We start from the raw sequence: 23,410 nt of genomic DNA, 5'->3' as shown, positions 1-23,410 counted from the left end.
CGGCCGAGTTCAGCGGAGTTCAGTGGCGTCCGGCCGAGGCCCGGTCGGGCCGCGGAAGGGCCCGCCCGGGCCGGTGCGGTCCGGTGCGGGCCGGTTCAGCCGAGCGGCAGGCCCTGGGCGGACCAGCGGTCGCCGTGGCGCTCCAGGGTCAGCGGGAGGCCGAAGCACCTGGAGAGGTTGCGGGCCGTGAGCTCGGTGTCGATCGGTCCGGCGGTGAGCACCTTGCCCTGGCGGATCATCAGGACGTGGGTGAAGCCGGGGGCGATCTCCTCGACGTGGTGGGTGACCATGGCCATGGCCGGCGCGAACTCGTCCTGGGCCAGGGCGCCGAGGCGGCGGACGAGGTCCTCGCGGCCGCCGAGGTCCAGGCCGGCGGCGGGCTCGTCGAGCAGCAGCAGCTCGGGGTCGGTCATCAGGGCGCGGGCGATCAGGGTGCGCTTGCGCTCGCCCTCGGAGAGGGTGCCGAAGCGGCGGTCGGTCATGCCGGCCATGCCGAGGCGGTCGAGCAGGGCGAGCGCGCGGGACTCGTCGGCCTGCTCGTAGGACTCCTGCCAGGTGACGGTCATGCCGTACGCGGCGGTGAGCACCGTCTGCAGCACGGTCTGCTCGGCGGGCAGCTTGTCGAACATGGCCGCGCCGGCCAGGCCGATCCGCGAGCGGAGCTCGAAGACGTCGATCTCGCCGAGCTTCTCGCCGAGGACGCTGACCTTGCCGGAGGTCGGGAACAGGTACGAGGAGGCGATCTGCAGCAGGGTGGTCTTGCCCGCGCCGTTCGGGCCGAGGATGACCCAGCGCTCGCCCTCGGAGATGGACCACGAGACCTGGTCGACCAGTGCGCGCCCCTCCCGGACCACGGAAACGTCCACCAGCTCCAGCACGTCGCTCATGCCTATGCCTTCCCCAAAAACAGATATACGGCCGTCGGTGCGAGCGGCGTCCCGTCCCGGCGGCCGGTGGGCACGGGATTGGGTGCGCCGCACGCGCATGGGCAAACCTACGCCACCCGGGTGTCCGCCGATTCCGTAGGCTGGCCGGATGCTCGCCACACCTGCCGACAATCCGTACGAAGAGCCCCGTTCGGGGCGGCTGGCCGCCTGGGGCAACGCTCTGCTGGCCGGACTGGTGCCGCCCGACAACGCCGCCGCGGCGGTCCTGGGGGCCGACGAGAGCCACCGGGTGACCGGTCTGCCCGGGGACGGCCCGGACGAGCGGCACGGGCTCACCTGGGCGCTGGGACGGCTGCGGGTGCTCGGGGTGAAGGGCCTGCGGCTGGCCCTGCCGTCGGCCGGGCACCCGCTGGGACTGACCGGCCCGGCGCCGTTCAACACGCGCGCGCTGGCGGCCGGGGAGGCCGTGCTGGCGGTCGGGGTGCCGCTGGGGCTGGTGCCCGAGGTGGAGGTGTTCGGCCCGCCCGGGGACCGGTCGGCGACCGTGCTGTGGCGCTGCGCCGAGGTGAACGACGCGCCGCCGGCCGATGTGCCCTCGCTGCACGAGGCCGAGTTCGAGCTGGCCGACGGGCTGCGCCGGGCCACCGTGCTGCTGACCCGGCTGGACGTGGCCGGGGCCGGACCGGAGTCGCTGCGGGCGCTGGAGGCGTACCGGCGGCGCGGGCACGCCGAACTGCTGGCGCCCGGGTACCCGCCGCGCGCGGTGCGGGTGCTGGAGTCGGCCCGGCAGGTGGCGGCGCTGCTGTCGATCGCCTCCGGCGGCCACGGCGCGGCGGTGAGCGCCTCCGAGATGGCGGCCCGGCAGGAGGCGCTGGCGCCGCTGTGGCGCACGGCCCGCCGGGCCCAGGTGGCGGCGTACAACGCGCTGGTGGACGAGCGGGAGCCGTAGTCGGGCTAGCGGGTCTCGCCGTGCCGGACGGCCCAGAGCGCGGCCTGGGTGCGGTCGGCGAGGTCCAGCTTCATCAGGATGTTGGAGACGTGGGTCTTCACCGTCTTCTCGGACAGGTGGAGGCTGCGCGCGATCTCCCGGTTGGAGCGGCCGTCGGAGATGTGGCCGAGCACCTCGCGCTCGCGCTCGGTGAGGGTGCCGCCGCGGCCCTGCGGCGGGCGCGGGCCGTCGTCGGCGAGCAGTGCCTCGGCCAGCTCCGGCTGGAGCAGCACATGGCCGGCGTGGACCGAGCGGATCGCGCCGGCCAGTGCCTCCGGGTCGACGTCCTTGTACACGTACCCGGCGGCGCCGGCCCGCAGCGCGGGGACCATGGTGCGGTGCTCGGTGAAGCTGGTGACGATGAGGATCCGGGCCCGGCTGCCCTCCTCCTTGAGCGTGCGCAGCGCCTCGATGCCGTCGACGCCGGGCATCTTGAGGTCCATCAGGACCACGTCGGGGTCGAGCGCGCGGGCCCGGTCGACACCTTCGGCGCCGTCGGCGGCCTCGCCGACCACCTCGATGTCGTCCTGCACCTCCAGGAAGGTGCGCAGGCCGCGGCGGACGACCTGGTGGTCGTCGACCAGCAGGACGCGGATCGCGGACAGGGAGTCAGGCACCGGGGACCTCCATCTCGACGATCGTGCCCGTTCCGGGGGACGAGTCCAGGGTGAGCCGGCCGCCGACGGCGGCGGCGCGGTCGCGCATCGAGGCCAGGCCGAGGTGGCGGCCGGCCCGTCGGACGGCCCCGGGGTCGAAGCCGCGGCCGTTGTCGCTGACCCGCAGCACGGCGCCGCGTTCGGGCGTTCCGGCCAGGGTGACGGTGACGCGGCCGGCGCCGGAGTGGCGCAGCGCGTTGTGCAGGGCCTCCTGGGCGACCCGCAGCAGGGCGGCCTCCTGGGCCTGCGGGAGGGCCCGGACGCGGTCGGCGGCGAAGGCGATGTCGGCGTTGTGGGCGCGGTCGAGGACCTGCACCTGGGAGGCCAGGGTGGCGCTCAGGCCGTCCTCCTCCAGCGCGGCGGGGCGCAGTTCGACGACGACGGCGCGCAGTTCGTCGGCGGCCTCGGCGGCGAGCCGGGCGACCTCGGCGAGTTCGGCGCGGGCCCGGGCCGGGTCGCGGTCGACGAGCTTGGCGGCGGCCTTGGCGGTGAGGCGCAGCGAGAAGAGCTTCTGCGAGACGGCGTCGTGCAGGTCGTGGGCGATCCGGGCGCGCTCGCCGGCCAGGGTGAGTTCGCGGCTGCGCTCGTAGAGGCGGGCGTTGGTCAGGGCCAGCGCGGCGTGCGCGGCCAGTATCCGCAGCAGTTCCTCGTCGTGGTCGGTGAAGCCGCCGCCGCCGCGCTTGTTGGCGAGGTAGATGACGCCGATCACCTCGGGCTCGTCCTCGTCGTGGTCGGCGTCGACGATGGGCATGCCGAGGAAGGCGCCGAGTTCGGGGTGGGCCTCGGGCCAGCCGCCGAAGGCGGGGGCGCGGCGGACGTCGTCGAGCCGGATCGGGCCGGTCTCGTGGAGCATCGCGGCGAGCACGCCGTGCTGGCGGGGCAGCGGTCCGATCGCCCGCCACTGCTCGTCGGTGACGCCGTCGACGACGAACTGGGCGAAGCCGCCGTGGTCGTCGGGGACCCCGAGGGCGGCGTACTCGGCGCCGAGCAGCCGGCGGGCGGAGGCGGTGATCCGGCGCAGGACCTCGCGGACCTCCAGGTGGCGGCTCATCCCGAGCAGGGCCTGGCTGACGGCCTCGATGCTGGCCAGGCAGGGTTCGCAGGCGGGCAGGGTGCCGTCCGGCGGCGGGCCGACCGGGACCCGGTCGGCGGGCAGCAGTCCGGCGTGCCGGTGGTCGCTTGGCACGGTGGGCATGACGCCAACCTACCGCCGTCCGCGGGGCCCGCGCGTCGGTCCCCGGCCGGGTGGGGCGCAGGTCCAGCGACCTAGGTCGTGCCCTCCGGACCGCGCCGGACGGGGGCGGGGACGAGGCGCGGACCGGGGCAGGGAACGGGCCGGGGAACGCCGCGGGGGCGGCCCGCCCCGGTCGGGGTGGGCCGCCCCCGTGCTGGTGGCGGTGCCGGGCGTCAGCCCTTCTGCATGACCTCGGGCTCGTGACGGCGCTGGAGGCGGGTGACGATGACGCCGATGACGACGGACATCAGGATCAGCACGCCGGCGTCGAACCAGAACTGGCCCGAGTTGTGGCCCCAGAGCGCGTCGTACTCGGGGTTCTGGAAGTCCTTGTTCCAGGGTCCGAGCAGGTGCGACAGGTCCAGCGTGGTGGCGACCATGCCGGTGCCCCAGCGAGCCGGCATCAGCCAGGCGAACTGCTCCAGACCGGGCTTGGAGAAGATCTGGAACAGGCAGCCGGTGAAGACGACCTGGATGATCGCGAACATGACCAGCAGCGGCATGGTCTTCTCGGCGGTCTTCACCAGCGCCGAGATCGCCAGGCCGAACATCATCGAGGCGAAGCTCAGCAGGATCAGGCCGAAGCTCATCTCCAGGATCGGCAGGTCCTTGACCACCAGGCCGTGCGCGGGCAGCTTGCGCGGCAGGAAGCCGACGGCGGAGATGATCGCGCCCTGGATCACGCTGAAGAAGCCCAGCACGATGATCTTGGACATCATGTACGCCGAGCGGGACAAGCCGGTGGCCCGTTCCCGTTCGTAGATCGCCCGTTCCTTGATCAGCTCGCGGACCGAGTTCGCCGCGCCGGAGAAGCAGGCGCCGATCGCCAGGATCAGCATGATCGTCGCGGCGCCGCTGTTCAGGCCCAGCTGCGACTTCGGGTTCGGCGCCAGCCCCGGTTCGTTGGGGATCAGCACACTGACCGCGCCGAGCACCGCCGGCAGCAGCACCGACAGCGCCAGGAAGCCCCGGTCGGAGGCGAGCACCGAGGCGTAGCGGCGGATCAGCGTCCACAGCTGCGAGCCCCAGCTCTGCGGCTTCGGCGGGCGGACCGCCTCCTGGACGATCTGCGCGGACTGCACGGCGCCGGACTCCACGTCCGCCGAGTACTGCTGGTGGTGCACCGAGCTGCGGTAGCGGCCGGCCCAGTCGTGGTCCGGGTAGTTCTCGAAGGCCTGGAACACATCGGCCCAGGTCTCGTACCCGAAGAAGTGCAGCGCCTCGTCCGGCGGACCGAAGTAGGCCACCGAACCGCCCGGCGCCATCACCAGCAGCCGGTCGCAGAGCGCGAGTTCGGCCACCGAGTGGGTGACGACCAGGATCGTGCGGCCGTCGTCGGCGAGGCCGCGCAGCATCTGCATGACCTCGCGGTCCATGCCCGGGTCGAGGCCCGAGGTGGGCTCGTCCAGGAAGATCAGCGAGGGCTTGGTGAGCAGCTCCAGGGCGACCGAGACGCGCTTCTGCTGGCCGCCGGAGAGGGCGGTGATCCGGTTGTCCGCGCGCTTGTCGAGGCGCAGCTCGTAGAGCACCTCGTCGATCCGCGCCTCGCGCTCGCGCGGCTCGGTGTCGCCGGGGAAGCGCAGCCGGGCCGCGTACTTGAGGCCGGTGCGGACGGTCAGTTCCTTGTGCAGGATCTCCGACTGCGGCACCAGGCCGATCCGCGAGCGCAGTTCGGCGAACTGCTTGTAGAGGTTACGGCCGTCGTAGAGGACGTCGCCGCGGTCGGCCGGGCGGTAGCCGGTGAGGGCGCGCAGCAGGGTCGACTTGCCGGAGCCCGACGGGCCGATGACGGCGACCAGGGACTTCTCCGGGACGCCGAAGCTGACGTCGTTGAGCAGGACCTTCTTGCCGCCCTTGAAGTCGACCTCGACGGTCAGGTGGCGGGCGGAGAAGGAGACGGCGCCGGTGTCGACGAACTCCTGCAGCTGGTCGCCGACCAGCACGAAGCTGGAGTGGCCGACCGTCAGCCGGTCCTGCGGACCGATCAGCTGCCGCTCGACCCGCAGGCCGTTGAGGAAGATGCCGTTGTGGCTGCCGAGGTCGACGATCTCGTACCGGCCGTCGGGCAGCTGGCGCAGCTCGGCGTGGTGGCGGGAGACCTGGAGGTCGGAGACGACGATGTCGTTGTCCAGCGCACGACCGATCCGCATGGTGTTCATGCCGGCGGTCAGGTTGCGGATGACCGTCGGCTGCGGGCCGCCGTCGTGCGGGGCGGGCGCCTGCTGCGGGAACCCCTGCGGGGCGTGCTGCCCCGGGAAGCCCTGCTGCTGCGGGAAGTGCTGCGGCTGGGCCTGCGGCGCCGGCTGCTGCTGCTGCCACTGCTGCTGCGGCGGGTAGGGCTGCTGCGCCGCCGGGGGCTGCCACTGCTGCTGCGGGGCGGCGCTCCGGCTGGTCGCGGCCTCGTGCCAGGCCGGCTGGGCGGCCTGCTGGGCGGCCGGCGCGGAGAACGCGAGCCTGGGGCCGTTCTCGGCGTTGCCGAGGTTGACCACGGCCCCCGGGAACAGCTGGGCCTGCAAGGTGCGGGCACCGCCCGTGTAGGTGCCGTTGGTGCTGCCGTGGTCGTCCAGCTGCCAACCCGCCCCGTTGAAGGAGATGGTGGCGTGCTGCCAGGACACCCGCGCGTCGTCGAACTGGAAGTCCGACTGCGGATTGCGACCGATGGTGTAGGACCGCCCGGGTTCCATGACCCGCTGCTGTCCGTTGATCTCGATGACGAGTTGCGGCACTCTCGCCTGCCCCGCTCTCTCGGTTCCCCCGATGGTGCGCCCCGGCCAGGTGGGGCGAAATGATCGTGAATCTGACGGGGGAATCATTCCAGCCCGTCGGCCGCGGGTGAAAGCCGCCCCCGCGGACTGTGACCAGGCGGCAACGATTCACGGACCGCCCTTGTACGACCTGGTGCGGCCGGACGGCGGGCTCGCCGTCCGGCGGGGCTGCGGGCTCGTCGTCCGCCCGACGACGGGCTCGTCCACGAACCGGACGGGTGCCGTCGCGCCGTCCGGCTCCGGGTAGCGTGGGTGGCACCATGAACGCATCGCCCTTGGCCGCCGAGCCGTTCCCCGCCCCGCAGCCCCGGACCGAGGACGGGCGCACCCTGCTCGTCAAGGTGTTCGGCAAGGACCGCCCCGGCATCACCGCCGGGCTCTTCGCCACCCTGGCCGGGTTCGGCGTCGAGGTCGTCGACATCGAGCAGGTGGTCACCCGTGGCCGGATAACGCTGTGCGCCCTGGTCTCCGCCCCCGCCGCGCGGGGCGCCGAGGGCGACCTGCGGGCCGTGGTGCACCGCTGGGCCGAGGAGCAGAAGCTCCAGGCCGAGATCATCTCCGGCATCGGCGACAACCGGCCGCGCCGCGAGGGCCGCTCCCACGTGACCGTGCTGGGCCACCCGCTGACCGCCTCCGCCGTCGCCGCGCTCACCGCGCGGATCACGGCCGCGGACGGCAACATCGACCGGGTCTTCCGGCTCGCCAAGTACCCGGTGACCGCCGTCGAACTGGCCGTCTCGGGTGTGGCCACCGACCGGCTGCGGGCCGAGCTGGCCCAGGAGGCGGCCACCCAGCGGGTGGACGTCGCGGTGGTGGCGGCCGGGCTGGAGCGGCGGGCCAAGCGGCTGATCGTCATGGACGTCGACTCGACGCTGATCCAGGACGAGGTGATCGAGCTGTTCGCCGCCCACGCGGGCTGCGAGCAGGAGGTCGCCGAGGTGACGGCCGCGGCGATGCGGGGCGAGCTGGACTTCGCGGAGTCGCTGCGCGCCCGGGTGGCGCTGCTGGCCGGGCTGGACGCCGCGGTGACCGAGAAGGTGCGGGCGGAGGTCCGGTTCACGCCGGGCGCCCGCACCCTGATCCGCACCCTGCAGCGGCTGGGTTTCCAGGTCGCGGTGGTGTCCGGCGGCTTCACCCAGGTCACCGACCACCTGGTGGAGCAGCTGGGCCTGGACTACGCGGCGGCGAACACCCTGGAGGTGGTGGACGGGAAGTTCACCGGCCGGGTGGTCGGCGAGATCGTCGACCGGGCGGGCAAGGCCCGCTGGCTGGAGCGGTTCGCCGCGCAGGCCAAGGTGCCGCTGGAGCAGACGGTGGCGATCGGCGACGGCGCCAACGACCTGGACATGCTGAACGCGGCCGGGCTGGGCGTGGCGTTCAACGCCAAGCCGGTGGTGCGGGAGGCGGCGGACACCGCGGTGAACGTGCCGTTCCTGGACACCGTGCTGTACCTGCTCGGGATCACCCGTGAGGAGGTCGAGGCGGCCGATGTGGTGGACGTCCTGGACCACCCGGAGGCCGGCGCGCGGGACTGACGGCGCGCGGGGCCGACCGGACGCACCGAGGGGCGCGCGGACCATGTCCGCGCGCCCCTCGTCGTCGATCCGGTCCGCTGCCCGCCGCTCAGTCCTGCGGCGTGAAGTACGAGACCAACTGCGCCACACCCGGTTCGACGTTCTTCCACGAGCCGGAGAAGCTGAGCACCGCGACGGCCGCGGTCGGGAAGCCGCCGAGCCGCAGCCGCTCCAGCGCGTCCCGGTCGCCCTCGTCGCCGGCCAGCACCTGGGTCAGGCCCAGCACCCCCGGGTTGTGGCCCACCAGGACCACGTCGGCGTACTCCTCCGGGGTCTCCTGGAGGACGGTGATGATCTCGCCGGGGCTGGCGTCGTAGACCCGGTCCTCGTAGACGGTCCGCCGCACCCGCTTCGGCAGCTCGTGCGCGGCGAGCTTCCAGGTCTCCCGGGTTCGCAGGGCGGTGGAGCAGAGCACGTAGTCGGGGTTGATACCGGAATCGGCGAGCCAGCGGCCGGATTCCGGGGCCTGGTGGCGGCCCCGGTCGGCCAGCGGCCGCTCGTGGTCGTCGACGCCGTCCGGCCAGTCGGCCTTGGCATGGCGGAGAACGATGATCCTGCGGGGCGTGTCGGCGCTCATACCCAGCAAGCTTGGCAGAAAAGCCGGCCGCGGGCGCGATGCTGCCGATGGCGCCACCCCCGGCGTCGGGGAGTGCCATCATGCGGGGTTCACCCGGGCGTCCCCCCGGGGTCGGCCGATGTTCCGGGCGGCGACGGTGTCAGCCGATGTTCCGGGCGACGATCGCGACGATCACCAGCAGGACGACGATGCCGCCGATGATCGCGGCGAGCTGGCCGAGCTTCTTGTGGCCGTCGGTGGGGTTCGGTTCGAGAACGGGCATGCCCGGATTCTCCCACCCCGGACACGCCCGTCCCCCACCGGGACCCGTTCCCCCAACGGGACCCGTCAGGCCGCGACGGCCCCGGAGGCCGTCGCCACCGCCTCGTCCTCGATGTGCCGGGCCCGGGCCGCCCGCAGGCCGAACAGCATCTGCGGCACCAGCAGCACCGCCAGGAAGCCGAGCGGCAGGTACCACTCGCCGGTGGCCTGGTAGAGCCGGCCGATCAGGATCGGGCCGGGGATCGAGATCAGGTAGCCGACGCCCTGGGCGAAGGCCGACAGCTGGGCCACCCCGCCGGCCGTCCTGGCCCGCAGGCCGATCATGGTCAGCACCAGCGGGAAGGCACAGTTGGACAGGCCCACCAGGACCGCCCACAGCCACGGCGCACCGGCCGGGGCCAGCGCCAGCCCGGTGTAGCCGGCGATGCCGAAGGCCGCCAGGACCACCACGAACAGCCGCTGGTCACCGCGCCGGGCGGCCAGGTTGGGCAGCACGAAGGACACCGGCACACCGATCACCATGGTCAGCGCCAGCAGCACGCCCGAGGTGCCCGAGGAGACCCCGGCGTCCTGGAAGATCGTCGGCAGCCAGCCCATCACCACGTACGCGCCGGTGGCCTGGAAACCGAAGAAGATCGCCAGCGCCCAGGCGGTGCGGCTGCGGGTGATCGGCAGCCGCACGGTGTCCGCGGCGCCGGGCGCCGCGCCGGCGGACTCCCGCCGCCGGCCGAGCAGCACCGGGATCCAGAGCAGCAGGGCGACGGCGCCGAGCCCGGCCCAGACCCCCAGGCCGAGCCGCCAGTCGCCGCCGAGCCCCTTGGTCAGCGGGACGGTGACGGCGGCGGCCAGCGCGGTGCCGGCCGAGAGCGCCATCGAGTAGAGGCCGATCATCGGCCCGACCTTCTCCGGGAAGTACCGCTTGATCACCACCGGGATCAGCACGTTGGAGACGGCCACCCCGGCCAGCGCGAGCGCGGTGAGCAGCAGGAAGACCGCCGTGCCGCCGGCGAAGGAGCGGGCCAGCACGCCCGCGGTGATCGCGCCCATGCCCGCGGTGACCACCGCGACCGGGCCGAGCCGCCGGGCCAGCCCGGGCGCGGCGAAGCCGAACAGGGCGAAGCAGAGCGAGGGGACGGCGGTGAGCAGGCCGGCCACGGTCGGGCTCATCCCGAGGTCGGTGCGGACCTGGTCCAGCAGCGGCCCGAGGCTGGTGACCACCGGGCGGAGGTTGAACGCGGCGGCGGCGATCGCGAGGGCGAACAGCCAGCCGAGGTGGCGACTTCTGGGCGGAGCCGGCCGCTCGGCCTGCGGCCGGGCGGCGCCCCGGGGGTCGACCCGGGAGGAAGCGGTGACGGGGTCTGCGGTGTCTGCTGCGGACGACATGCGGGCCATCATAGAATGATGGGATGAATTAGCGCATCCTCGAATTGGCATGATGGCCCGACCCACCCGACCCAAGGAGTCCCCCGTGGCGCTGTCCTCGCCGAGGCGCACCCCGCTGTCCGACCAGGTGATCGCCCAGCTGCGCGCGCAGATCACCTCCGGGGAGTGGCCCGTCGGCTCGCGCATCCCCACCGAGGCCGCCCTGGTCGAACAGCTGGGCGTGGCCCGCAACACCGTGCGCGAAGCCGTCCGCGCCCTCGCCCACAACGGACTGCTCGACATCCGCCAGGGCTCCGGCACCTACGTCCTCGCCGCCAGCGAACTCGCCGGCGTGATGCACCGCCGCTTCGCCGACGCCGACCGGGCCCAGGTCGCTGAACTGCGCACCACCCTGGAGACCGCCGCCGCCGGCCTCGCCGCCGCCCGCCGCACCGACCGCGACCTCGACCTCATGGACTCCGCCCTCGCCCGCCGCGAGGACGCCTGGCACTCCGGCAACGCCGAGGACTTCGTCCAGGCCGACGCCGCCTTCCACCAGACCGTGGTCGCCGCCGCCCACAACGACGTGCTCTCCGCCCTCTACGCCGACCTCGGCGAGGTCACCCGGGCCCTGCTGCGCCACGACGTCGGCCCCGAGATCGTCCCCGAGCGCTACCTCGGCCACGACGACATCATCGACGCCATCCGCGCCCGCGACGCGCAGCGCGCCTCGCACGAGGCCGGCCGCGCCATCGGGGCCTGCGACCGGGAGGGGTGACCGGGGGGCCGGTCCCCGGCCGCTCGCGCCTTGCGGGCGGCGGGATTTGGCGTGCTAACGTCCCGTGAAAATTCGCGGACGGCCGGTCTCCGGCCGCAGTGGACCACAACGGGGAGAACTGATGGCGGATCCGGACCTGAAGCTGGGCCAGGGACCGGGTGGCGGGGGGCCCACCAAAGTGTCGACGAGTGCGCTGGACAAGGCGGCCACCGCACTCGACGGCATCGCCACCGACAGCACCACGGCCGGCAAGACCGCCGACGAGTCGACCGAGGCGGCCGCCGGCAAGCTGAGCGGCTGGGACACCGCCGCCGCCCTGCGCGGCGCGGTCAAGGAGTGGCACGAGCAGGTGTCGCAGCTCAACGGCCGCCTCAACCAGGAGGCCGGGATGATGCGGCAGACCCACACCAACTACCTGAACGTCGAACACGGCATCGCCACGTCGTTCACCGGGAAGGCGTGAGCATGAGCCTGCTCGGCTTCGAGGACGTCATGAAGGCGGACCCGTCCGCGATGGCCAAGGCCGTCGCCGACTGGACCGAGATGGCCCGCAAGTACCAGGGCGTCCAGCAGCGGCTGGAGACCGAGGTGCTCTCGGTCACCGGCAACCAGAACCTCTGGCTCGGTTACACCGCGTTCACCGCCAACCAGCACGTCAGCTACACCCGGCAGCAGGCCATCGACGCGCAGACCGAGGCCAAGGCCGTCGCCTCGATCATCAAGGACGCCCAGGCCGACTTCGAGTCGGCGCAGAAGAAGCTGAAGCAGGCCGTCGCCGACGCCCAGGCCGACGGCATGAAGGTGACCGGCACCGGCTCCGTGATGTTCGACGTCGGCGCCCTCGACCCGGCCACCCGAAGCGCCTACCACCACGAGCCCGACTACCAGCGCGAGTGCAACGAGGCCGCCGGCCAGTGGGCGCAGAAGATCAAGATCTATGTGGAGGAGGCGACCGCGGCCGACCAGCGGGCCGCCCTCCAACTGCGCCGCGCCGCCAAGGTCGGCGACATGAGGAACGAGTTCAACGGCCAGGCGGTCGGCGGCGGCGACGAGGCCGACGGCAAGCGGGCCGCCGAACTCGCGGCCCGGCTCAAGGACGGCAAGACCCTCAGCCCGGAGGAGCTCGCCGAGCTCAACAACCTGATGAAGGCCAACTCCGGCAGCCCCGTCTACGGCCAGACCCTGCTCAACACGCTCGGCCCCGAGGGCACCCTGCTGCTCGCCGACGAGCTGGAGGTCCGGCTCAACGAGCGCGGCGGCAAGCTCAAGGGCGAGTACGGCGAACTGCAGACCAACCTCGCCAACACCATCGCCGGCGCCACCAGGGACACCAGCACCAAGTTCTACCAGGACTTCCGCAAGGGCCTCCAGGAAGCCGGCGTCAAGAACATCGACGCCCGCCACTTCGGCGGCAACACAGCGCCGATCTACGGCTACCAGACGCTCGCCACCCTGCTGCAGCACGGCAACGCCGGGTACGGCGCGCAGTTCCTGAACGACCTCGGGGCCGATGTCATAGCCGCCGAACGCAAGGACAACCACTGGAGTTCGCACCAGTTCAACGGCCCCCGCCCGGACCTGGTGCACGACCCGGTGGACGGCGTGCTCAAGCTGATGGGCCAGAACCCCGAGGCCGCCACCCAGTTCCTCGACCCCAAGGGACCGGGCGCCGAGGACCGCCTCAAGTACCTGCTGCGCGACCGCGAGTGGCCCACCACCTACACCAACACCCTCTTCGGCCCGCCGATGAACGACAAGGGCACCCACCAGGCCGGCCTCGCCGCCGCCATCGAGGCCGCCGCCACCGGCGACGTCCCCGGCGACAACGCCCACAACGGCGGCCCCCACACCCCGGCCCAGGCCCGGGTGATGCAGGGCGTCATCGACGCGCTGGACGCCGACGGAAAGGGCAGCGAGGTCCACGACGATCTGAAGATGCCGATCGCCAACGCGCTGTCGGACTACGTGGACGACACGCACCTGATCCTCAGCGAAGACGTCAGCAACGTTCAGCACAACGGCGCCTGGGAGAAGAACGGCGAGGGCCACCTCGGCGGCAGCTCCGACCACATCGTCCGGGTGATGCGCGGCGTCGCCGACGACCCGGAGGCCTACGCCACGCTGTACGCCGCCGAGCGGGCCAAGGCCGCCGACGCCCTGGCCGCCCTCCCGCCCGATCCTCAGCACGCCCCGGAGGACCGGGACATCCCGGCCCGGCAGGTCGGCACGGCACTCGGTGCCTACGACGCGATCCGGACCTCCGTCATCCTGGACGAGAAGGACGACCGGATGGAGTGGGCCGAGAAGACGGGCGAGTTCGCCTCCACGGTGAACGGCAGCGTGACCGGGTTCATCCCGGAGGTCGGTGACATCGCGGGCGGCCTTGTCGATCTCGGCATCTCCGAGTGGACCGACCACATCAAGGAGGACGCCCAGAACGCCGGCAACTCCAAGTCGGCCGATGCCCACTACGCCGCGCTCACCCAGGGCAAGGCCATGGCGGCAGGCTGGGGCGACGCGCACCACGCGGACCCGAAGACGACCAGCGTGGTCTCGCAGGAACTGGGCACCGGCCACACCACCGGTCATGCGAACGCCATGAGCGCCCTCGGACGGAACGGCCAGAAGTGACAATCTCCCGACGGACCTGGGCCGTCGTCGTGGGTGTGCTGGTCCTCGCCCTCGGCGCGGGCGGCTTCGCGACCTGGCAGTACACCAATCTGTTCCTCCCGGACCGCCTCTGCGACGGCGCCGTGGCAACGAAGGACATCCAGAAAGTCCTGGGCGACGGCAAGCTGAAGGTCGTCCAGAGCCGCATGTCCAAGGATCGCGCCGATCCCGAAGGCCGCTGCGCGATCGAGGTCGGGAACGGCTCGGACCTCACCCTCCAGACCCACGGTGTCAAACGCGCGGACGACCGCAGTCTCGTCGATCCCGCGATGTCACAGCCGGACCGGGGTCCGCTCGGTGCCTTCGCCAACGACACCGGCTGGCTGGTGCTCCCGGCAGGCTGCCGGAAGGCCGCCGGCAGCACGGATGTCTTCCCGGACCGGGATGCCGACGTCCTCAGTGCGGATGTGCGCCATCGCGGCAAGCACGGGCTGATGTGGCAGGACGAGCCGTCCAAGGAGACTCCCGACCAGGAGGCCCGCGCCGCCCTCGCCCGGCTCGCCGCCGACTTCGGCGCGGCGCTGGCCAAGTCGTCCGGCTGCGGCTCCGCCGACGTGCCGGACATGCACCTCACCGCCCCCGGCCCGGCCGTCACGCCCGCGACCGACGGGCAGCTCTGCGGCCTGCCGGGCGTGGGGACCGGCCGGAACCTGCCGGAACTGGCCCAGCGGGTCAGCGATCCGGCGGCGCCGCTCCAGTCCTGCTGGGTCTACAGCCAGATCATGTCCGAGCCTGCGCTGCGCTTCACCGTCACCACCGACACCCGCTATCCGACTTTCGTCGCCACCAGGAAGAACCTCGACACCCCGCTGCCGACCGGTTGGCGAGGAGCGGGCACGGACGGCGCGGTCCACGCGCAGTGCGGGAAGGACGACCTCTTCCTCCACCTGTCCGGACGGTCCGACCTCGTCGCCCCCGAACCCAGTGCCTTCAGCACTCCGCTGTTCGCCTCCTGGGTGAACGCCGTGGCCGCGCAGCGCGGCTGCGAGCCGGTCGCCCCGAAGTAACCCCGAAAACGCCGCTGCCCGGCACCCCTCCCACGAGAAGAGGGGTGCCGGGCAGCGGCGTTCGTACCTACCGAACGCGTCAGGCGCCGATGGCGTGCAGGCCGCCGTCGACGTGGACGATCTCGCCGGTGGTCTTCGGGAACCAGTCCGACAGCAGGGCGACGACGCCGCGGCCGGCCGGCTCCGGGTCGCTCAGGTCCCACTTCAGCGGGGAGCGGTCCTCCCAGGTGGCGGCGAGGTCGCCGAAGCCCGGGATGGACTTGGCGGCCATCGAGCCGATCGGGCCGGCCGAGACCAGGTTGCAGCGGATGTTCCGCTCGCCCAGGTAGCGCGCCAGGTAGCGGTTGGTCGACTCCAGGGCGGCCTTGGCCGGGCCCATCCAGTCGTACTGCGGCCAGGCGTACTGGGCGTCGAAGGTGAGGCCGACGACCGCGCCGCCGTCCTGCATCAGCGGCAGCAGCGCCGTGGTGAGCGACTTCAGCGAGTACGCCGAGACGTGCATGGCGGTGGCCACGGACTCCCACGGCGTGTTCAGGAAGTTGCCGCCCAGGGCGTCCTGCGGGGCGAAGCCGATGGAGTGGACGATGCCGTCCAGGGTCGGCAGGTGCTCGCGCACCTGGTCGGCGATGCCGGCCAGCTGCTCCTCGCTGGAGACGTCCAGCTCCAGGACCTTGACCGGGTTCGGCAGCTTCCTGGCGATGCGCTCGGTCAGGCTCGGCCGCGGGAAGGCGGTGAGGATGACCTCGGCACCCTGCTCCTGGGCCAGCTTGGCGGTGTGGAAGGCGATGGAGGACTCCATCAGCACACCCGTGATCAGAATGCGCTTGCCCTCAAGGATTCCGCTCATGACTCAGTGACCCATGCCCAATCCGCCGTCCACGGGAATGACGGCTCCGGTGATGTACGCGGCCTCGTCCGAACCGAGGAACCGCACGGTGGAAGCGACCTCGGCGGGCGCCGCGTAACGGCCCAGCGGCACGCCGGCGACGATCTCCGCGCGGCGCTCGTCGGTGAGCACCGCGGTCATGTCGGTGTCCACGAAGCCGGGGGCGACCACGTTGACGGTGATGTTGCGCGGACCCAGCTCGCGCGCCAGCGAACGGGCGAAGCCGACCAGGCCGGCCTTGGAGGCGGCGTAGTTGGCCTGGCCCGGGGAGCCGGAGAGGCCGACGACCGAGGAGATCAGCACGATCCGGCCCTTGCGGGCGCGCATCATCAGCTTGGACGCGCGCTTCACCACACGGAAGGTGCCGGTGAGGTTGGTGTCCAGGACGGAGGTGAAGGCCTCCTCGGACATCCGCAGCAGCAGGGTGTCGTTGGTGATGCCGGCGTTGGCGACCAGCACCTCGACCGCGCCGCCGTGCGCGGCCTCGATCTCGGTCAGCGCGGCGTCGACCTGGGCACTGTCGGTGATGTCGCAGCGCACCGCGAGCACGTCGTACTTGGCCAGCGCCTCGGGGACCTCACCCGAGCGGCTGGTGATGGCGACCTTGTCGCCCGCCTCGGCGAAGGCCAGGGCGATCGCGAGGCCGATGCCCCGGTTGCCTCCGGTGACGAGAACCGAGCGGCTCAACGATCCACCTCTCTCCGTTGTGTGCGCACGCCGTGTGTCCGCGTACCACTCCGTGATGTCCGCGCACGTCGAAACGATGTACGCGTTGCGACGCTATCGGTCGGCCCGGCGCGGCGACGAATCGGGCTCCCACAGCGCAGCACCGGTGGAACTGTCGGTACCCGACAATTCGGCCCGGGGCGGATTTCCCGCCATTCCCCCATGTGGCGGGGCCGTATTGTCGTGTCCACTGAGCCGCACGTCCGGGAACCCGGCAGCGGGGCACGCCCGTTGTGCCCCCTGGTGCGGCACGAGCCGGGGCCGCCGCACCGGGGCCGACCCGGGCCCACGGCCGGACAGGGGCCCCGGCGACGACGATGCGGAGCGCGGAATGAGCGAGGCACAGGCCGGGACGACCCACCGGCGCGGACGACTGGCGGCCCTGGCCGCACTGGCGGCCGGCGCGGGAGCGGTCGCCTGGGCGCTGCGCGACCTGCCGGCGGCGTTCGGCCGGCGGCCGGACGGCGAGCGGGAGGAGCGGCTGCGCAACTCCCCGCAGTACCGCGACGGCGTCTTCCACAACGCGCCCTCCGAGCTGGCCCGGCCGACCGCCCAGGCGGGCATCGACGTGGAGACGGTGCGCCGGGCGCTGTTCCAGCGCGACGGCCGCACGCCGAGCCACCCGGTGCCCACCGTCCGCCCGGCCGAGGGCGCCGGGACGGCCGCCGAGGGCGTGGCGGTCACCTGGTACGGGCACGCCTCGGCGCTGGTCGAGGTCGAGGGCGCGCGGGTGCTGCTCGACCCGATCTGGAGCGAGCGGTGCTCCCCCGCCGCGCAGGTCGGCCCGCGCCGGCTGCACCCGGTGCCGGTGGAGCTGGAGGAGCTGCCGCAGGTGGACGCGGTGCTGATCTCGCACGACCACTACGACCACCTGGACATGGCGACCGTCCGGCGGCTGGTGCGCAGCCAGTCCGCGCCGTTCGCGGTGCCGCTCGGCATCGGCGCCCACCTGCGCCGCTGGGGCGTGCCCGAGCACCGGATCATCGAGCTGGACTGGAACGAGACCTGCACGCTGGGCGAGCTCACGGTCACCCTGACCGCCGCCCACCACTTCTCCGGCCGGGGCCTGACCCGCAACACCACGCTGTGGGGCTCCTGGGTGATCGCCGGTCCGAACCGCCGGGTCTACTACACCGGCGACTCCGGCTACTTCGAGGGCTACGCGCGGATCGGCGCCCAGCACGGCCCGTTCGACGCCGCGCTGGTGCAGGTCGGCGCGTACGACCCGGCGTGGGCCGACATCCACATGACGCCGGAGGACGCCGTCCTCGCGCACCGCGAGCTGGACGCCGGACTGCTGGTCCCGGTGCACTGGTGCACCTTCAACCTGGGCCTGCACCCGTGGGCCGAGCCGATCGAGCGGCTGCTGGTGGCGGCCAAGGAGCAGGGCGTGCCGCTGGCGGTGCCGCGCCCGGGCGAGCGGGTGGACGTCGACAACCCGCCGGAGCCGGACGGCTGGTGGGAGGGCGTCGCCTGAGCCGGACGGGACCGATGGGACAGGTACGGCCGGAGCCGACGCGCGCCGAGGGGCCACGCCGGGAGGAATGCGCTGGCCGGAAGCCCCGGTGACGGGCCATGATGCCGTGCGGGTACCCCCGTTCACCCGGGGGTCCTGCACCACCGTCCCCCCGACCAGGGAGCCCGATTGCCTCCGCTGCCCCCGACCAGCACGCCCCCGGCCCCCGGCGGCGCCGCCCCGCGCACCGTCGACCCGCTCTTCCTCGGCCTGCCGCTGCGCGCGCTGGCCGACGCCGCCCTCACCCGGGCCCGTGAACTCGGCGTCGACCACGCCGACTTCCGCCTGGAGCGGGTGCGCAGCGCCTCCTGGCGGCTGCGCGACGCCCGACCGGCCGGCACCTCCGACAGCGTCCAGCTCGGCTTCGCCGTCCGGGTGCTGCTGGACGGCGCCTGGGGCTTCGCCGCCGGGGTGGACCTCACCCCGGACGCGGCGGCGCGGGTGGCCGAGCAGGCCGTCGCGGTGGCCCGGCTCTCCGGCGGGATCAGCCGCGCGGCGGGGTCGAAGGAGCGGGTGGAACTGGCCGCCGAGCCGGTGCACCCGGACGTCACCTGGGTGTCCGCGTACGACGTGAACCCCTTCGAGGTGCCGGACGCCGAGAAGACGGCGCTGCTCGCCGGGTGGAGCTCCCGGCTGCTGGCCGCCGAGGGCGTCTCGCACGTCCAGGCGACCCTGCTGACCGTGCAGGAGAACAAGTTCTACGCGGACACCGCCGGCACCGTCACCACCCAGCAGCGGATCCGGCTGCACCCGGAGCTGGAGGCCACCTCGGTGGACGGGCGCACCGGCGCCTTCGAGTCGATGCGCACCCTCGCCCCGCCGGTCGGCCGCGGCTTCGAGTACCTCACCGGCGCAGGCTGGGACTGGGACGCCGAACTCGCCGAGCTGCCCGTCCTGCTGGCCGAGAAGATGCGGGCGCCGAGCGTCGAGGCGGGCCGCTACGACCTGGTGATCGACCCGTCCAACCTGTGGCTGACCATCCACGAGTCGATCGGCCACGCCACCGAACTGGACCGCGCGCTCGGCTACGAGGCCGCCTACGCCGGCACCTCCTTCGCCACCTACGACAAGCTCGGCTCGCTGAAGTACGGCTCCGAGCTGATGCACGTCACCGGCGACCGCACCGCCGAGCACGGCCTGTCCACGATCGGCTACGACGACGAGGGGGTGGCCGCGCAGTCCTGGGACCTGGTCAAGGACGGGGTGCTGGTCGGCTACCAGCTCGACCGGGCGATGGCCGGGCTCAAGGGCCTCGGGCGGTCCAACGGCTGCGCCTTCGCCGACTCCCCCGCGCACGTCCCGGTGCAGCGGATGGCGAACGTCTCGCTGCAGCCCGCCGCCGACGGCCCGTCCACCGAGGGCCTGTTCGCGGGCGTCGAGAACGGCCTGTACATCGTCGGCGACCGCTCCTGGTCGATCGACATGCAGCGGTACAACTTCCAGTTCACCGGGCAGCGCGCGTACGCCATCCGCAACGGCGAACTCGCGGGCCAGGTCAAGGACTTCGCCTACCAGGCGACCACCACCGACTTCTGGGGCTCGATGGCGGCCGTCGGCGGCCCGCAGACCTATGTGCTGGGCGGCGCCTTCAACTGCGGCAAGGCGCAGCCCGGCCAGGTCGCCGCGGTCAGCCACGGCTGCCCCTCGGCGCTGTTCCGGAACGTCAATGTGCTCAACACCCAGCAGGAGGCGGGTCACTGATGGCCGCGACGCAGCCCCACGAACTCGTCGAGCTCGCGCTCGGCCTCTCCCGCGCCGACGGCTGCGTGGTGATCGCCGACGAGGAGTCGACCGCCAACCTGCGCTGGGCCGGCAACGCCCTCACCACCAACGGCGTCACCGCCGAGGGCACCGCCTCCGGCGTGGTCTCCCGCGAGGCCGTCGTCCCGGACGAGGTGGCCGCACTGGTCCTGGCCGCCGAGGAGGCCGCCCGCGCGGCCGGGCCGGCCGAGGACGCCCGGCCGCTGGTCACCACCGCCGAGCAGACGCCCTCGCCGGACTTCACCGCGCCCCCGGCGGAGACCTCGATCGAGGTGTTCGCGCGGTTCGCGCCCGCCCTCGGCCGGGCCTTCGCCGACGCGGCCGGGCGCGGCGAGCTGCTGTACGGCTTCGCCCGGCACGAGATGGTCACCAGCTACCTGGGCACCTCCACCGGCCTGCGGCTGCGGCACGACCAGCCGACCGGCATGGTCGAGCTGAACGCCAAGGCGGCCGACCTGTCCGACTCGGCCTGGGTCGGCGCCGCCACCCGGGACTTCGCCGACGTGGACGTCACGGCGCTGCACGCCGAGGCGACCCGGCGGCTCGGCTGGGGCGCCCGGCGGATCGACCTGCCGGCCGGCCGGTACGAGACGCTGCTGCCGCCGTCGGCCGTCGCCGACCTGATGATCCACCTGAACTGGTCGTCCGGCGGCCGGGACGCCGTCGAGGGCCGGACGGTGTTCTCCCGGCCCGGCGGCGGCACCCGGATCGGCGACAAGCTGGCCGGGCTGCCGCTGACCCTGCGCTCCGACCCGGCCGAACCGGGCCTGGAGTGCGCGCCGTTCGTGCTGGCGCACGCCAGCGAGGACGAGTCCTCGGTGTTCGACAACGGCCTGCCGCTGACCGCCACCGACTGGATCCGCGACGGCGAGCTGGCCTCGCTGGTCACCAGCCGCCACTCGGCCGCGCTGGGCGGCCTGCCGGCCCGACCCGCGGTCGACAACCTCGTCCTGGAGGCGGCCGGCCAGGAGTCCGCGCCGACCCTGGAGGAGATGATCGCCGGCACCGAGCGCGGCCTGCTGCTCACCTGCCTCTGGTACATCCGCGAGGTGGACCCGGCGACGCTGCTGCTGACCGGGCTGACCCGGGACGGCGTCTACCTGGTGGAGAACGGCGAGGTGGTCGGGGCGGTCAACAACTTCCGCTTCAACGAGTCGCCGGTGGACCTGCTCGGCCGGATCACCGAGGTGGGCCGGACCGAGCGCTGCCTGCCGCGCGAGTGGAGCGACTGGTTCACCCGGACGGCGATGCCGCCGGTCCGGGTCACGGGATTCAACATGAGTTCGGTCAGCCAGGCCTCGTAGCCGGGCGGCCGTTGGGGGGGAACGACGGGGATGGACGAGAAGCGCACGGTCAGGACGAGCAAGATGCTGTCGCGGATCCTGCGGCACGAGCCGGAGCGGGTCGGGGTCACCCTGGACCCGGCCGGCTGGGTGCGGGTGGACGTCCTGCTCGCCGCGCTGGCGGCCCGGGGCACCCGGCTGACCAGGGCGGAGCTGGACCACGTGGTGGCGACCAACAACAAGCGCCGCTTCGCCTACTCGCCGGACGGCCTCTCGATCCGGGCCAGCCAGGGGCACACGGTGGCGGTCGACCTCGGTCTGGCCGCCACCGAGCCCCCGCCGGTGCTGTTCCACGGCACGGCGACCCGGAGCCTGGGGGCGATCCTCCGGGAGGGGCTGCGCCCGATGGCCCGGCAGGACGTCCACCTGTCCGCGGACTCCGACACCGCGACCCGGGTGGGCTCCCGGCACGGCCGCCCGGTGGTGCTGGTGGTGGACGCGGCCGCGATGGCCGCCGCGGGCCACGAGTTCCGGGTGAGCGCCAACGGGGTCTGGCTGACGGACGCGGTGCCGCCGGAGTACCTCTCCCGGCCTCTTTGAGGCGTGTCCGCCGACCCGGTCTCGTCGCCGGACCCCTCCGGGCGTACCGTGAGGTGGCCGCGCGGCGAGGCGCGCGGGAGCGTGGACGAGGGCGGTAGGGACATGGTCAAGAGCACCGGGACCGGACAGGTCCACCGGATCACGGGGGCCCGCAGCAGCCTCACCGAGGACGTCCGGGGCCGCCAGCGCCGCTATGTGGTGTCGATGCTGCTGCGGACGGTCTGCGTCCTGCTCGCGGTGGTGCTGTGGGACGTGCAGCGGTGGCTGGCGCTCGCGGCGCTGGCGGGCGGGGTACTGCTGCCCTACTTCGCGGTGCTGCTCGCCAACGCGGGCCGGGAGCGCGCGCCGGGCCTGCCGTCCACCTTCGACGTACCGCCGGAGACTCCGCTGATGCTGGGCCCCGGGGGCACCGGTGGCCGAGGGGCGAATGTGACTCACGGTGCCGATGGGTCGGGCCGTGTGCCCACCGATTCTTCACAGGCTCAGAGCTGAGCGCCCGCTTTGCCCGGCTTTCCCACCCTTGCCTGAGTGGAAAGCTCAAAAGAAGCTCAGATTAATCATGCAAGACCTCCCCATACCCCTCCCCTACCGTGACATACTGCGTACGCGCTCCGCATCCCCCGTCGGAGCGACGGACCGACGCCGGGCAGCTCCCCCCGTGGCTGCCCGGCGTCGCCATGTGTTCTCCGGGTCCGGCTCCCCCGCCCTCCTCCCGGAGGAACGGCTCCGGAGCGTGACAGACTGGCGGTGACCATCCCGCCGATCCCCCACCGATCACGCGCCGATCCGCCGCCGAACGCCCGAGGACGATTCCGATGCTGCTCCCCGACGCCCCTCAGCCGCAGACCCCGATCTGCTCCGCCAAGGGCTGCCGCGCGGACGCCGTCTGGGTCCTGGTCTGGAACAACCCCAAGCTGCACACACCGGACCGCCGCAAGACCTGGCTCGCCTGCGACGAGCACCGCGAGCACCTCTCCCAGTTCCTGGGCGTCCGCGGCTTCCTCAAGGAGGTCCTCCCCTTCGCCGGGTGGACCCCCGACGCGGGCTGAGCCGCGGCAGACCGGCCCTAGCCGCCGATCGCCGACATCGGGCGGGTGGGCTGGTGGAACTCCGGGCTGTCGATCCCGGCGCCCGCCTTCTTGCCCCACATCGCCGTCCGCCAGCGGGCGGCCAGTTCGGCGTCGTCGGCGCCGGAGCGCAGGGCGGTGCGCAGATCGGTCTCGCCGGTGGCGAACAGGCAGTCGCGGACCTGGCCGTCGGCGGTGAGCCGGGTGCGGTCGCAGGCACGGCAGAACGGACGGGTCACCGAGGCGATCACCCCGACCCGGCCCGGCCCGCCGTCCACCAGCCAGCGTTCGGCCGGGGCCGCGCCCCGGGTCGCGGAGGGCTCGGGGGTGAGGTCGAAGCGGGCGGCCAGCCGCTCCAGGATCTCCTCGGCGGTGATCATCGAGGAGCGGTCCCAGCCGTGCTGGGCGTCCAACGGCATCTGCTCGATGAACCGCAGCTCGTAGCCGCGCTCCAGGCACCAGGCGAGCAGCGCGGGCGCCTCGTCCTCGTTGACCCCGCGCATCAGCACCGCGTTGAGCTTGACCGGGGTGAGCCCGGCGGCCTCGGCGGCGGCCAGGCCGTCCAGGACGTCCTGGTGGCGGTTGCGCCGGGTGAGGGTGTGGAAGGTGTCCGGGTCGAGGGTGTCCAGCGAGACGTTGACCCGGTCCAGGCCGGCCGCGCGCAGCGCCGCCGCGGTCCGGGCGAGGCCGATGCCGTTGGTGGTGAGCGAGAGCTCGGGGCGCGGGTCGAGGGCGGCGCAGGCCTGGACGATGCCGACCAGTCCGGGGCGCAGCAGCGGCTCGCCGCCGGTGAAGCGGACCTCCTGGACGCC

The 23,410-nt window shown here is 73.1% G+C and carries 22 protein-coding genes; 12 read left to right on the top strand and 10 right to left on the bottom strand.

From position 1 onward, the window contains the following. Positions 1-95 precede the first annotated feature (95 nt). On the bottom strand, positions 96-887 hold the full coding sequence (locus VR45_RS14055) for an ABC transporter ATP-binding protein (RefSeq protein ID WP_045940066.1): 792 nt from the start codon (positions 885-887) through the stop codon (positions 96-98). Positions 888-1,035: 148 nt separating this feature from the next. Between VR45_RS14055 and VR45_RS14050 the strand changes: the two genes are divergently transcribed. Beyond that, the gene (locus tag VR45_RS14050; protein ID WP_045940065.1) at positions 1,036-1,836 is read left to right on the top strand and encodes a hypothetical protein; all 801 of its coding nucleotides are present in this window, start codon (positions 1,036-1,038) and stop codon (positions 1,834-1,836) included. 5 nt (positions 1,837-1,841) lie between these two features. On the opposite strand, the gene VR45_RS14045 is transcribed toward VR45_RS14050, so the two are convergent. The 3 genes from VR45_RS14045 to VR45_RS14035 all read right to left on the bottom strand — a co-directional run bounded on the left by VR45_RS14045 (position 1,842) and on the right by VR45_RS14035 (position 6,491). Continuing rightward, on the bottom strand, positions 1,842-2,492 hold the full coding sequence (locus VR45_RS14045) for a response regulator transcription factor (RefSeq protein WP_199839755.1): 651 nt from the start codon (positions 2,490-2,492) through the stop codon (positions 1,842-1,844). Beyond that, entirely contained in the window at positions 2,485-3,582 is a 1,098-nt protein-coding gene (locus VR45_RS14040) for a GAF domain-containing sensor histidine kinase (protein ID WP_045940076.1), read from the bottom strand. The genes VR45_RS14045 and VR45_RS14040 overlap by 8 nt, the downstream gene beginning before the upstream one ends. Before the next feature lie 356 nt (positions 3,583-3,938). Beyond that, positions 3,939-6,491 (bottom strand): FHA domain-containing protein, encoded by a 2,553-nt coding sequence (locus tag VR45_RS14035; protein WP_045940064.1) that lies wholly within the window; start codon positions 6,489-6,491, stop codon positions 3,939-3,941. 299 nt (positions 6,492-6,790) lie between these two features. On the opposite strand from VR45_RS14035, the gene serB reads away from it, so the two are divergent. Further along, positions 6,791-8,065, top strand: a complete 1,275-nt coding sequence (gene serB / locus VR45_RS14030; RefSeq protein WP_045940075.1) for a phosphoserine phosphatase SerB — start codon at positions 6,791-6,793, stop codon at positions 8,063-8,065. A gap of 88 nt (positions 8,066-8,153) precedes the next feature. Here serB and VR45_RS14025 read toward each other — a convergent pair whose 3' ends face one another. The 3 genes from VR45_RS14025 to VR45_RS14020 form a co-directional block, all read right to left on the bottom strand. After that, complete coding sequence (locus VR45_RS14025) at positions 8,154-8,681, bottom strand: histidine phosphatase family protein (protein WP_045940063.1); 528 nt, start codon at positions 8,679-8,681, stop codon at positions 8,154-8,156. 139 nt (positions 8,682-8,820) lie between these two features. Beyond that, positions 8,821-8,943 (bottom strand): SGM_5486 family transporter-associated protein, encoded by a 123-nt coding sequence (locus tag VR45_RS50040; protein ID WP_266274030.1) that lies wholly within the window; start codon positions 8,941-8,943, stop codon positions 8,821-8,823. Positions 8,944-9,008: 65 nt separating this feature from the next. Beyond that, on the bottom strand, positions 9,009-10,325 hold the full coding sequence (locus tag VR45_RS14020) for an MFS transporter (RefSeq protein ID WP_107084183.1): 1,317 nt from the start codon (positions 10,323-10,325) through the stop codon (positions 9,009-9,011). A gap of 85 nt (positions 10,326-10,410) precedes the next feature. On the opposite strand from VR45_RS14020, the gene VR45_RS14015 reads away from it, so the two are divergent. From VR45_RS14015 to VR45_RS14000, 4 genes are all read left to right on the top strand, one after another. After that, positions 10,411-11,082: a FadR/GntR family transcriptional regulator gene (locus VR45_RS14015; protein ID WP_030398251.1), complete on the top strand. Its 672-nt coding sequence runs from the start codon at positions 10,411-10,413 to the stop codon at positions 11,080-11,082. A 121-nt stretch (positions 11,083-11,203) separates the two neighbouring features. Continuing rightward, positions 11,204-11,545, top strand: a complete 342-nt coding sequence (locus VR45_RS42315) for a hypothetical protein (RefSeq protein WP_052709073.1) — start codon at positions 11,204-11,206, stop codon at positions 11,543-11,545. 2 nt (positions 11,546-11,547) lie between these two features. Next, entirely contained in the window at positions 11,548-13,713 is a 2,166-nt protein-coding gene (locus tag VR45_RS14005; RefSeq protein ID WP_045940062.1) for a DUF6571 family protein, read from the top strand. Beyond that, positions 13,710-14,759, top strand: coding sequence for a hypothetical protein (locus VR45_RS14000; protein ID WP_045940061.1), 1,050 nt, complete (start codon positions 13,710-13,712; stop codon positions 14,757-14,759). The genes VR45_RS14005 and VR45_RS14000 overlap by 4 nt, the downstream gene beginning before the upstream one ends. 79 nt (positions 14,760-14,838) lie before the next feature. Here the strand turns inward: VR45_RS14000 and fabI are convergent, their stop codons facing one another. Further along, positions 14,839-15,606, bottom strand: a complete 768-nt coding sequence (fabI, locus tag VR45_RS13995) for an enoyl-ACP reductase FabI (RefSeq protein WP_045940060.1) — start codon at positions 15,604-15,606, stop codon at positions 14,839-14,841. Between the two features lie 3 nt (positions 15,607-15,609). Further along, positions 15,610-16,332 (bottom strand): 3-oxoacyl-[acyl-carrier-protein] reductase, encoded by a 723-nt coding sequence (fabG, locus tag VR45_RS13990; RefSeq protein ID WP_030398256.1) that lies wholly within the window; start codon positions 16,330-16,332, stop codon positions 15,610-15,612. A gap of 370 nt (positions 16,333-16,702) precedes the next feature. Here fabG and VR45_RS13985 point away from each other — a divergent pair, with 370 nt between their 5' ends. From VR45_RS13985 to VR45_RS13960, 6 genes are all read left to right on the top strand, one after another. Next, the gene (locus tag VR45_RS13985; protein ID WP_045940059.1) at positions 16,703-17,848 is read left to right on the top strand and encodes an MBL fold metallo-hydrolase; all 1,146 of its coding nucleotides are present in this window, start codon (positions 16,703-16,705) and stop codon (positions 17,846-17,848) included. Positions 17,849-18,097: 249 nt separating this feature from the next. Further along, entirely contained in the window at positions 18,098-19,588 is a 1,491-nt protein-coding gene (locus tag VR45_RS13980; RefSeq protein ID WP_234325967.1) for a TldD/PmbA family protein, read from the top strand. Further along, positions 19,588-20,952, top strand: a complete 1,365-nt coding sequence (locus VR45_RS13975) for a metallopeptidase TldD-related protein (RefSeq protein ID WP_045940058.1) — start codon at positions 19,588-19,590, stop codon at positions 20,950-20,952. Before VR45_RS13980 ends, VR45_RS13975 begins: the two co-directional genes overlap by 1 nt. 30 nt (positions 20,953-20,982) lie before the next feature. Further along, positions 20,983-21,531, top strand: coding sequence for an RNA 2'-phosphotransferase (locus tag VR45_RS13970; protein WP_045940057.1), 549 nt, complete (start codon positions 20,983-20,985; stop codon positions 21,529-21,531). A gap of 102 nt (positions 21,532-21,633) precedes the next feature. Beyond that, positions 21,634-22,023, top strand: coding sequence for a DUF3099 domain-containing protein (locus VR45_RS13965; protein WP_045940071.1), 390 nt, complete (start codon positions 21,634-21,636; stop codon positions 22,021-22,023). 323 nt (positions 22,024-22,346) lie between these two features. Continuing rightward, a complete protein-coding gene (locus tag VR45_RS13960; RefSeq protein ID WP_030398262.1) occupies positions 22,347-22,580 on the top strand; it encodes a hypothetical protein in 234 nt (77 codons plus the stop codon). A 17-nt stretch (positions 22,581-22,597) separates the two neighbouring features. On the opposite strand, the gene moaA is transcribed toward VR45_RS13960, so the two are convergent. After that, a partial coding sequence (moaA, locus tag VR45_RS13955; RefSeq protein WP_045940056.1) for a GTP 3',8-cyclase MoaA occupies positions 22,598-23,410 on the bottom strand: 813 nt, incomplete at its 5' end.

It is taken from the genome of Streptomyces sp. NRRL S-495, assembly GCF_000966955.1.
GTDB lineage: Bacteria > Actinomycetota > Actinomycetes > Streptomycetales > Streptomycetaceae > Kitasatospora > Kitasatospora purpeofusca.
Note: the sequence above shows the minus strand (reverse complement) of the source record. Positions and strands in the feature narration are given on the sequence as shown.

What these genes read in the sequence shown, in the direction of transcription:
- VR45_RS14055 (WP_045940066.1), bottom strand. Translation starts at nt 887, where the DNA reads ATGAGCGACGTGCTGGAGCTGGTGGACGTTTCCGTGGTCCGGGAGGGG.
- VR45_RS14050 (WP_045940065.1), top strand. Translation starts at nt 1,036, where the DNA reads ATGCTCGCCACACCTGCCGACAATCCGTACGAAGAGCCCCGTTCGGGG.
- VR45_RS14040 (WP_045940076.1), bottom strand. Translation starts at nt 3,582, where the DNA reads ATGAGCCGCCACCTGGAGGTCCGCGAGGTCCTGCGCCGGATCACCGCC.
- serB (WP_045940075.1), top strand. Translation starts at nt 6,791, where the DNA reads ATGAACGCATCGCCCTTGGCCGCCGAGCCGTTCCCCGCCCCGCAGCCC.
- VR45_RS14025 (WP_045940063.1), bottom strand. Translation starts at nt 8,681, where the DNA reads ATGAGCGCCGACACGCCCCGCAGGATCATCGTTCTCCGCCATGCCAAG.
- VR45_RS50040 (WP_266274030.1), bottom strand. Translation starts at nt 8,943, where the DNA reads ATGCCCGTTCTCGAACCGAACCCCACCGACGGCCACAAGAAGCTCGGC.
- VR45_RS14020 (WP_107084183.1), bottom strand. Translation starts at nt 10,325, where the DNA reads ATGTCGTCCGCAGCAGACACCGCAGACCCCGTCACCGCTTCCTCCCGG.
- VR45_RS42315 (WP_052709073.1), top strand. Translation starts at nt 11,204, where the DNA reads ATGGCGGATCCGGACCTGAAGCTGGGCCAGGGACCGGGTGGCGGGGGG.
- VR45_RS14005 (WP_045940062.1), top strand. Translation starts at nt 11,548, where the DNA reads ATGAGCCTGCTCGGCTTCGAGGACGTCATGAAGGCGGACCCGTCCGCG.
- fabI (WP_045940060.1), bottom strand. Translation starts at nt 15,606, where the DNA reads ATGAGCGGAATCCTTGAGGGCAAGCGCATTCTGATCACGGGTGTGCTG.
- VR45_RS13985 (WP_045940059.1), top strand. Translation starts at nt 16,703, where the DNA reads ATGAGCGAGGCACAGGCCGGGACGACCCACCGGCGCGGACGACTGGCG.
- VR45_RS13975 (WP_045940058.1), top strand. Translation starts at nt 19,588, where the DNA reads ATGGCCGCGACGCAGCCCCACGAACTCGTCGAGCTCGCGCTCGGCCTC.
- VR45_RS13970 (WP_045940057.1), top strand. Translation starts at nt 20,983, where the DNA reads ATGGACGAGAAGCGCACGGTCAGGACGAGCAAGATGCTGTCGCGGATC.
- VR45_RS13965 (WP_045940071.1), top strand. Translation starts at nt 21,634, where the DNA reads ATGGTCAAGAGCACCGGGACCGGACAGGTCCACCGGATCACGGGGGCC.
- VR45_RS13960 (WP_030398262.1), top strand. Translation starts at nt 22,347, where the DNA reads ATGCTGCTCCCCGACGCCCCTCAGCCGCAGACCCCGATCTGCTCCGCC.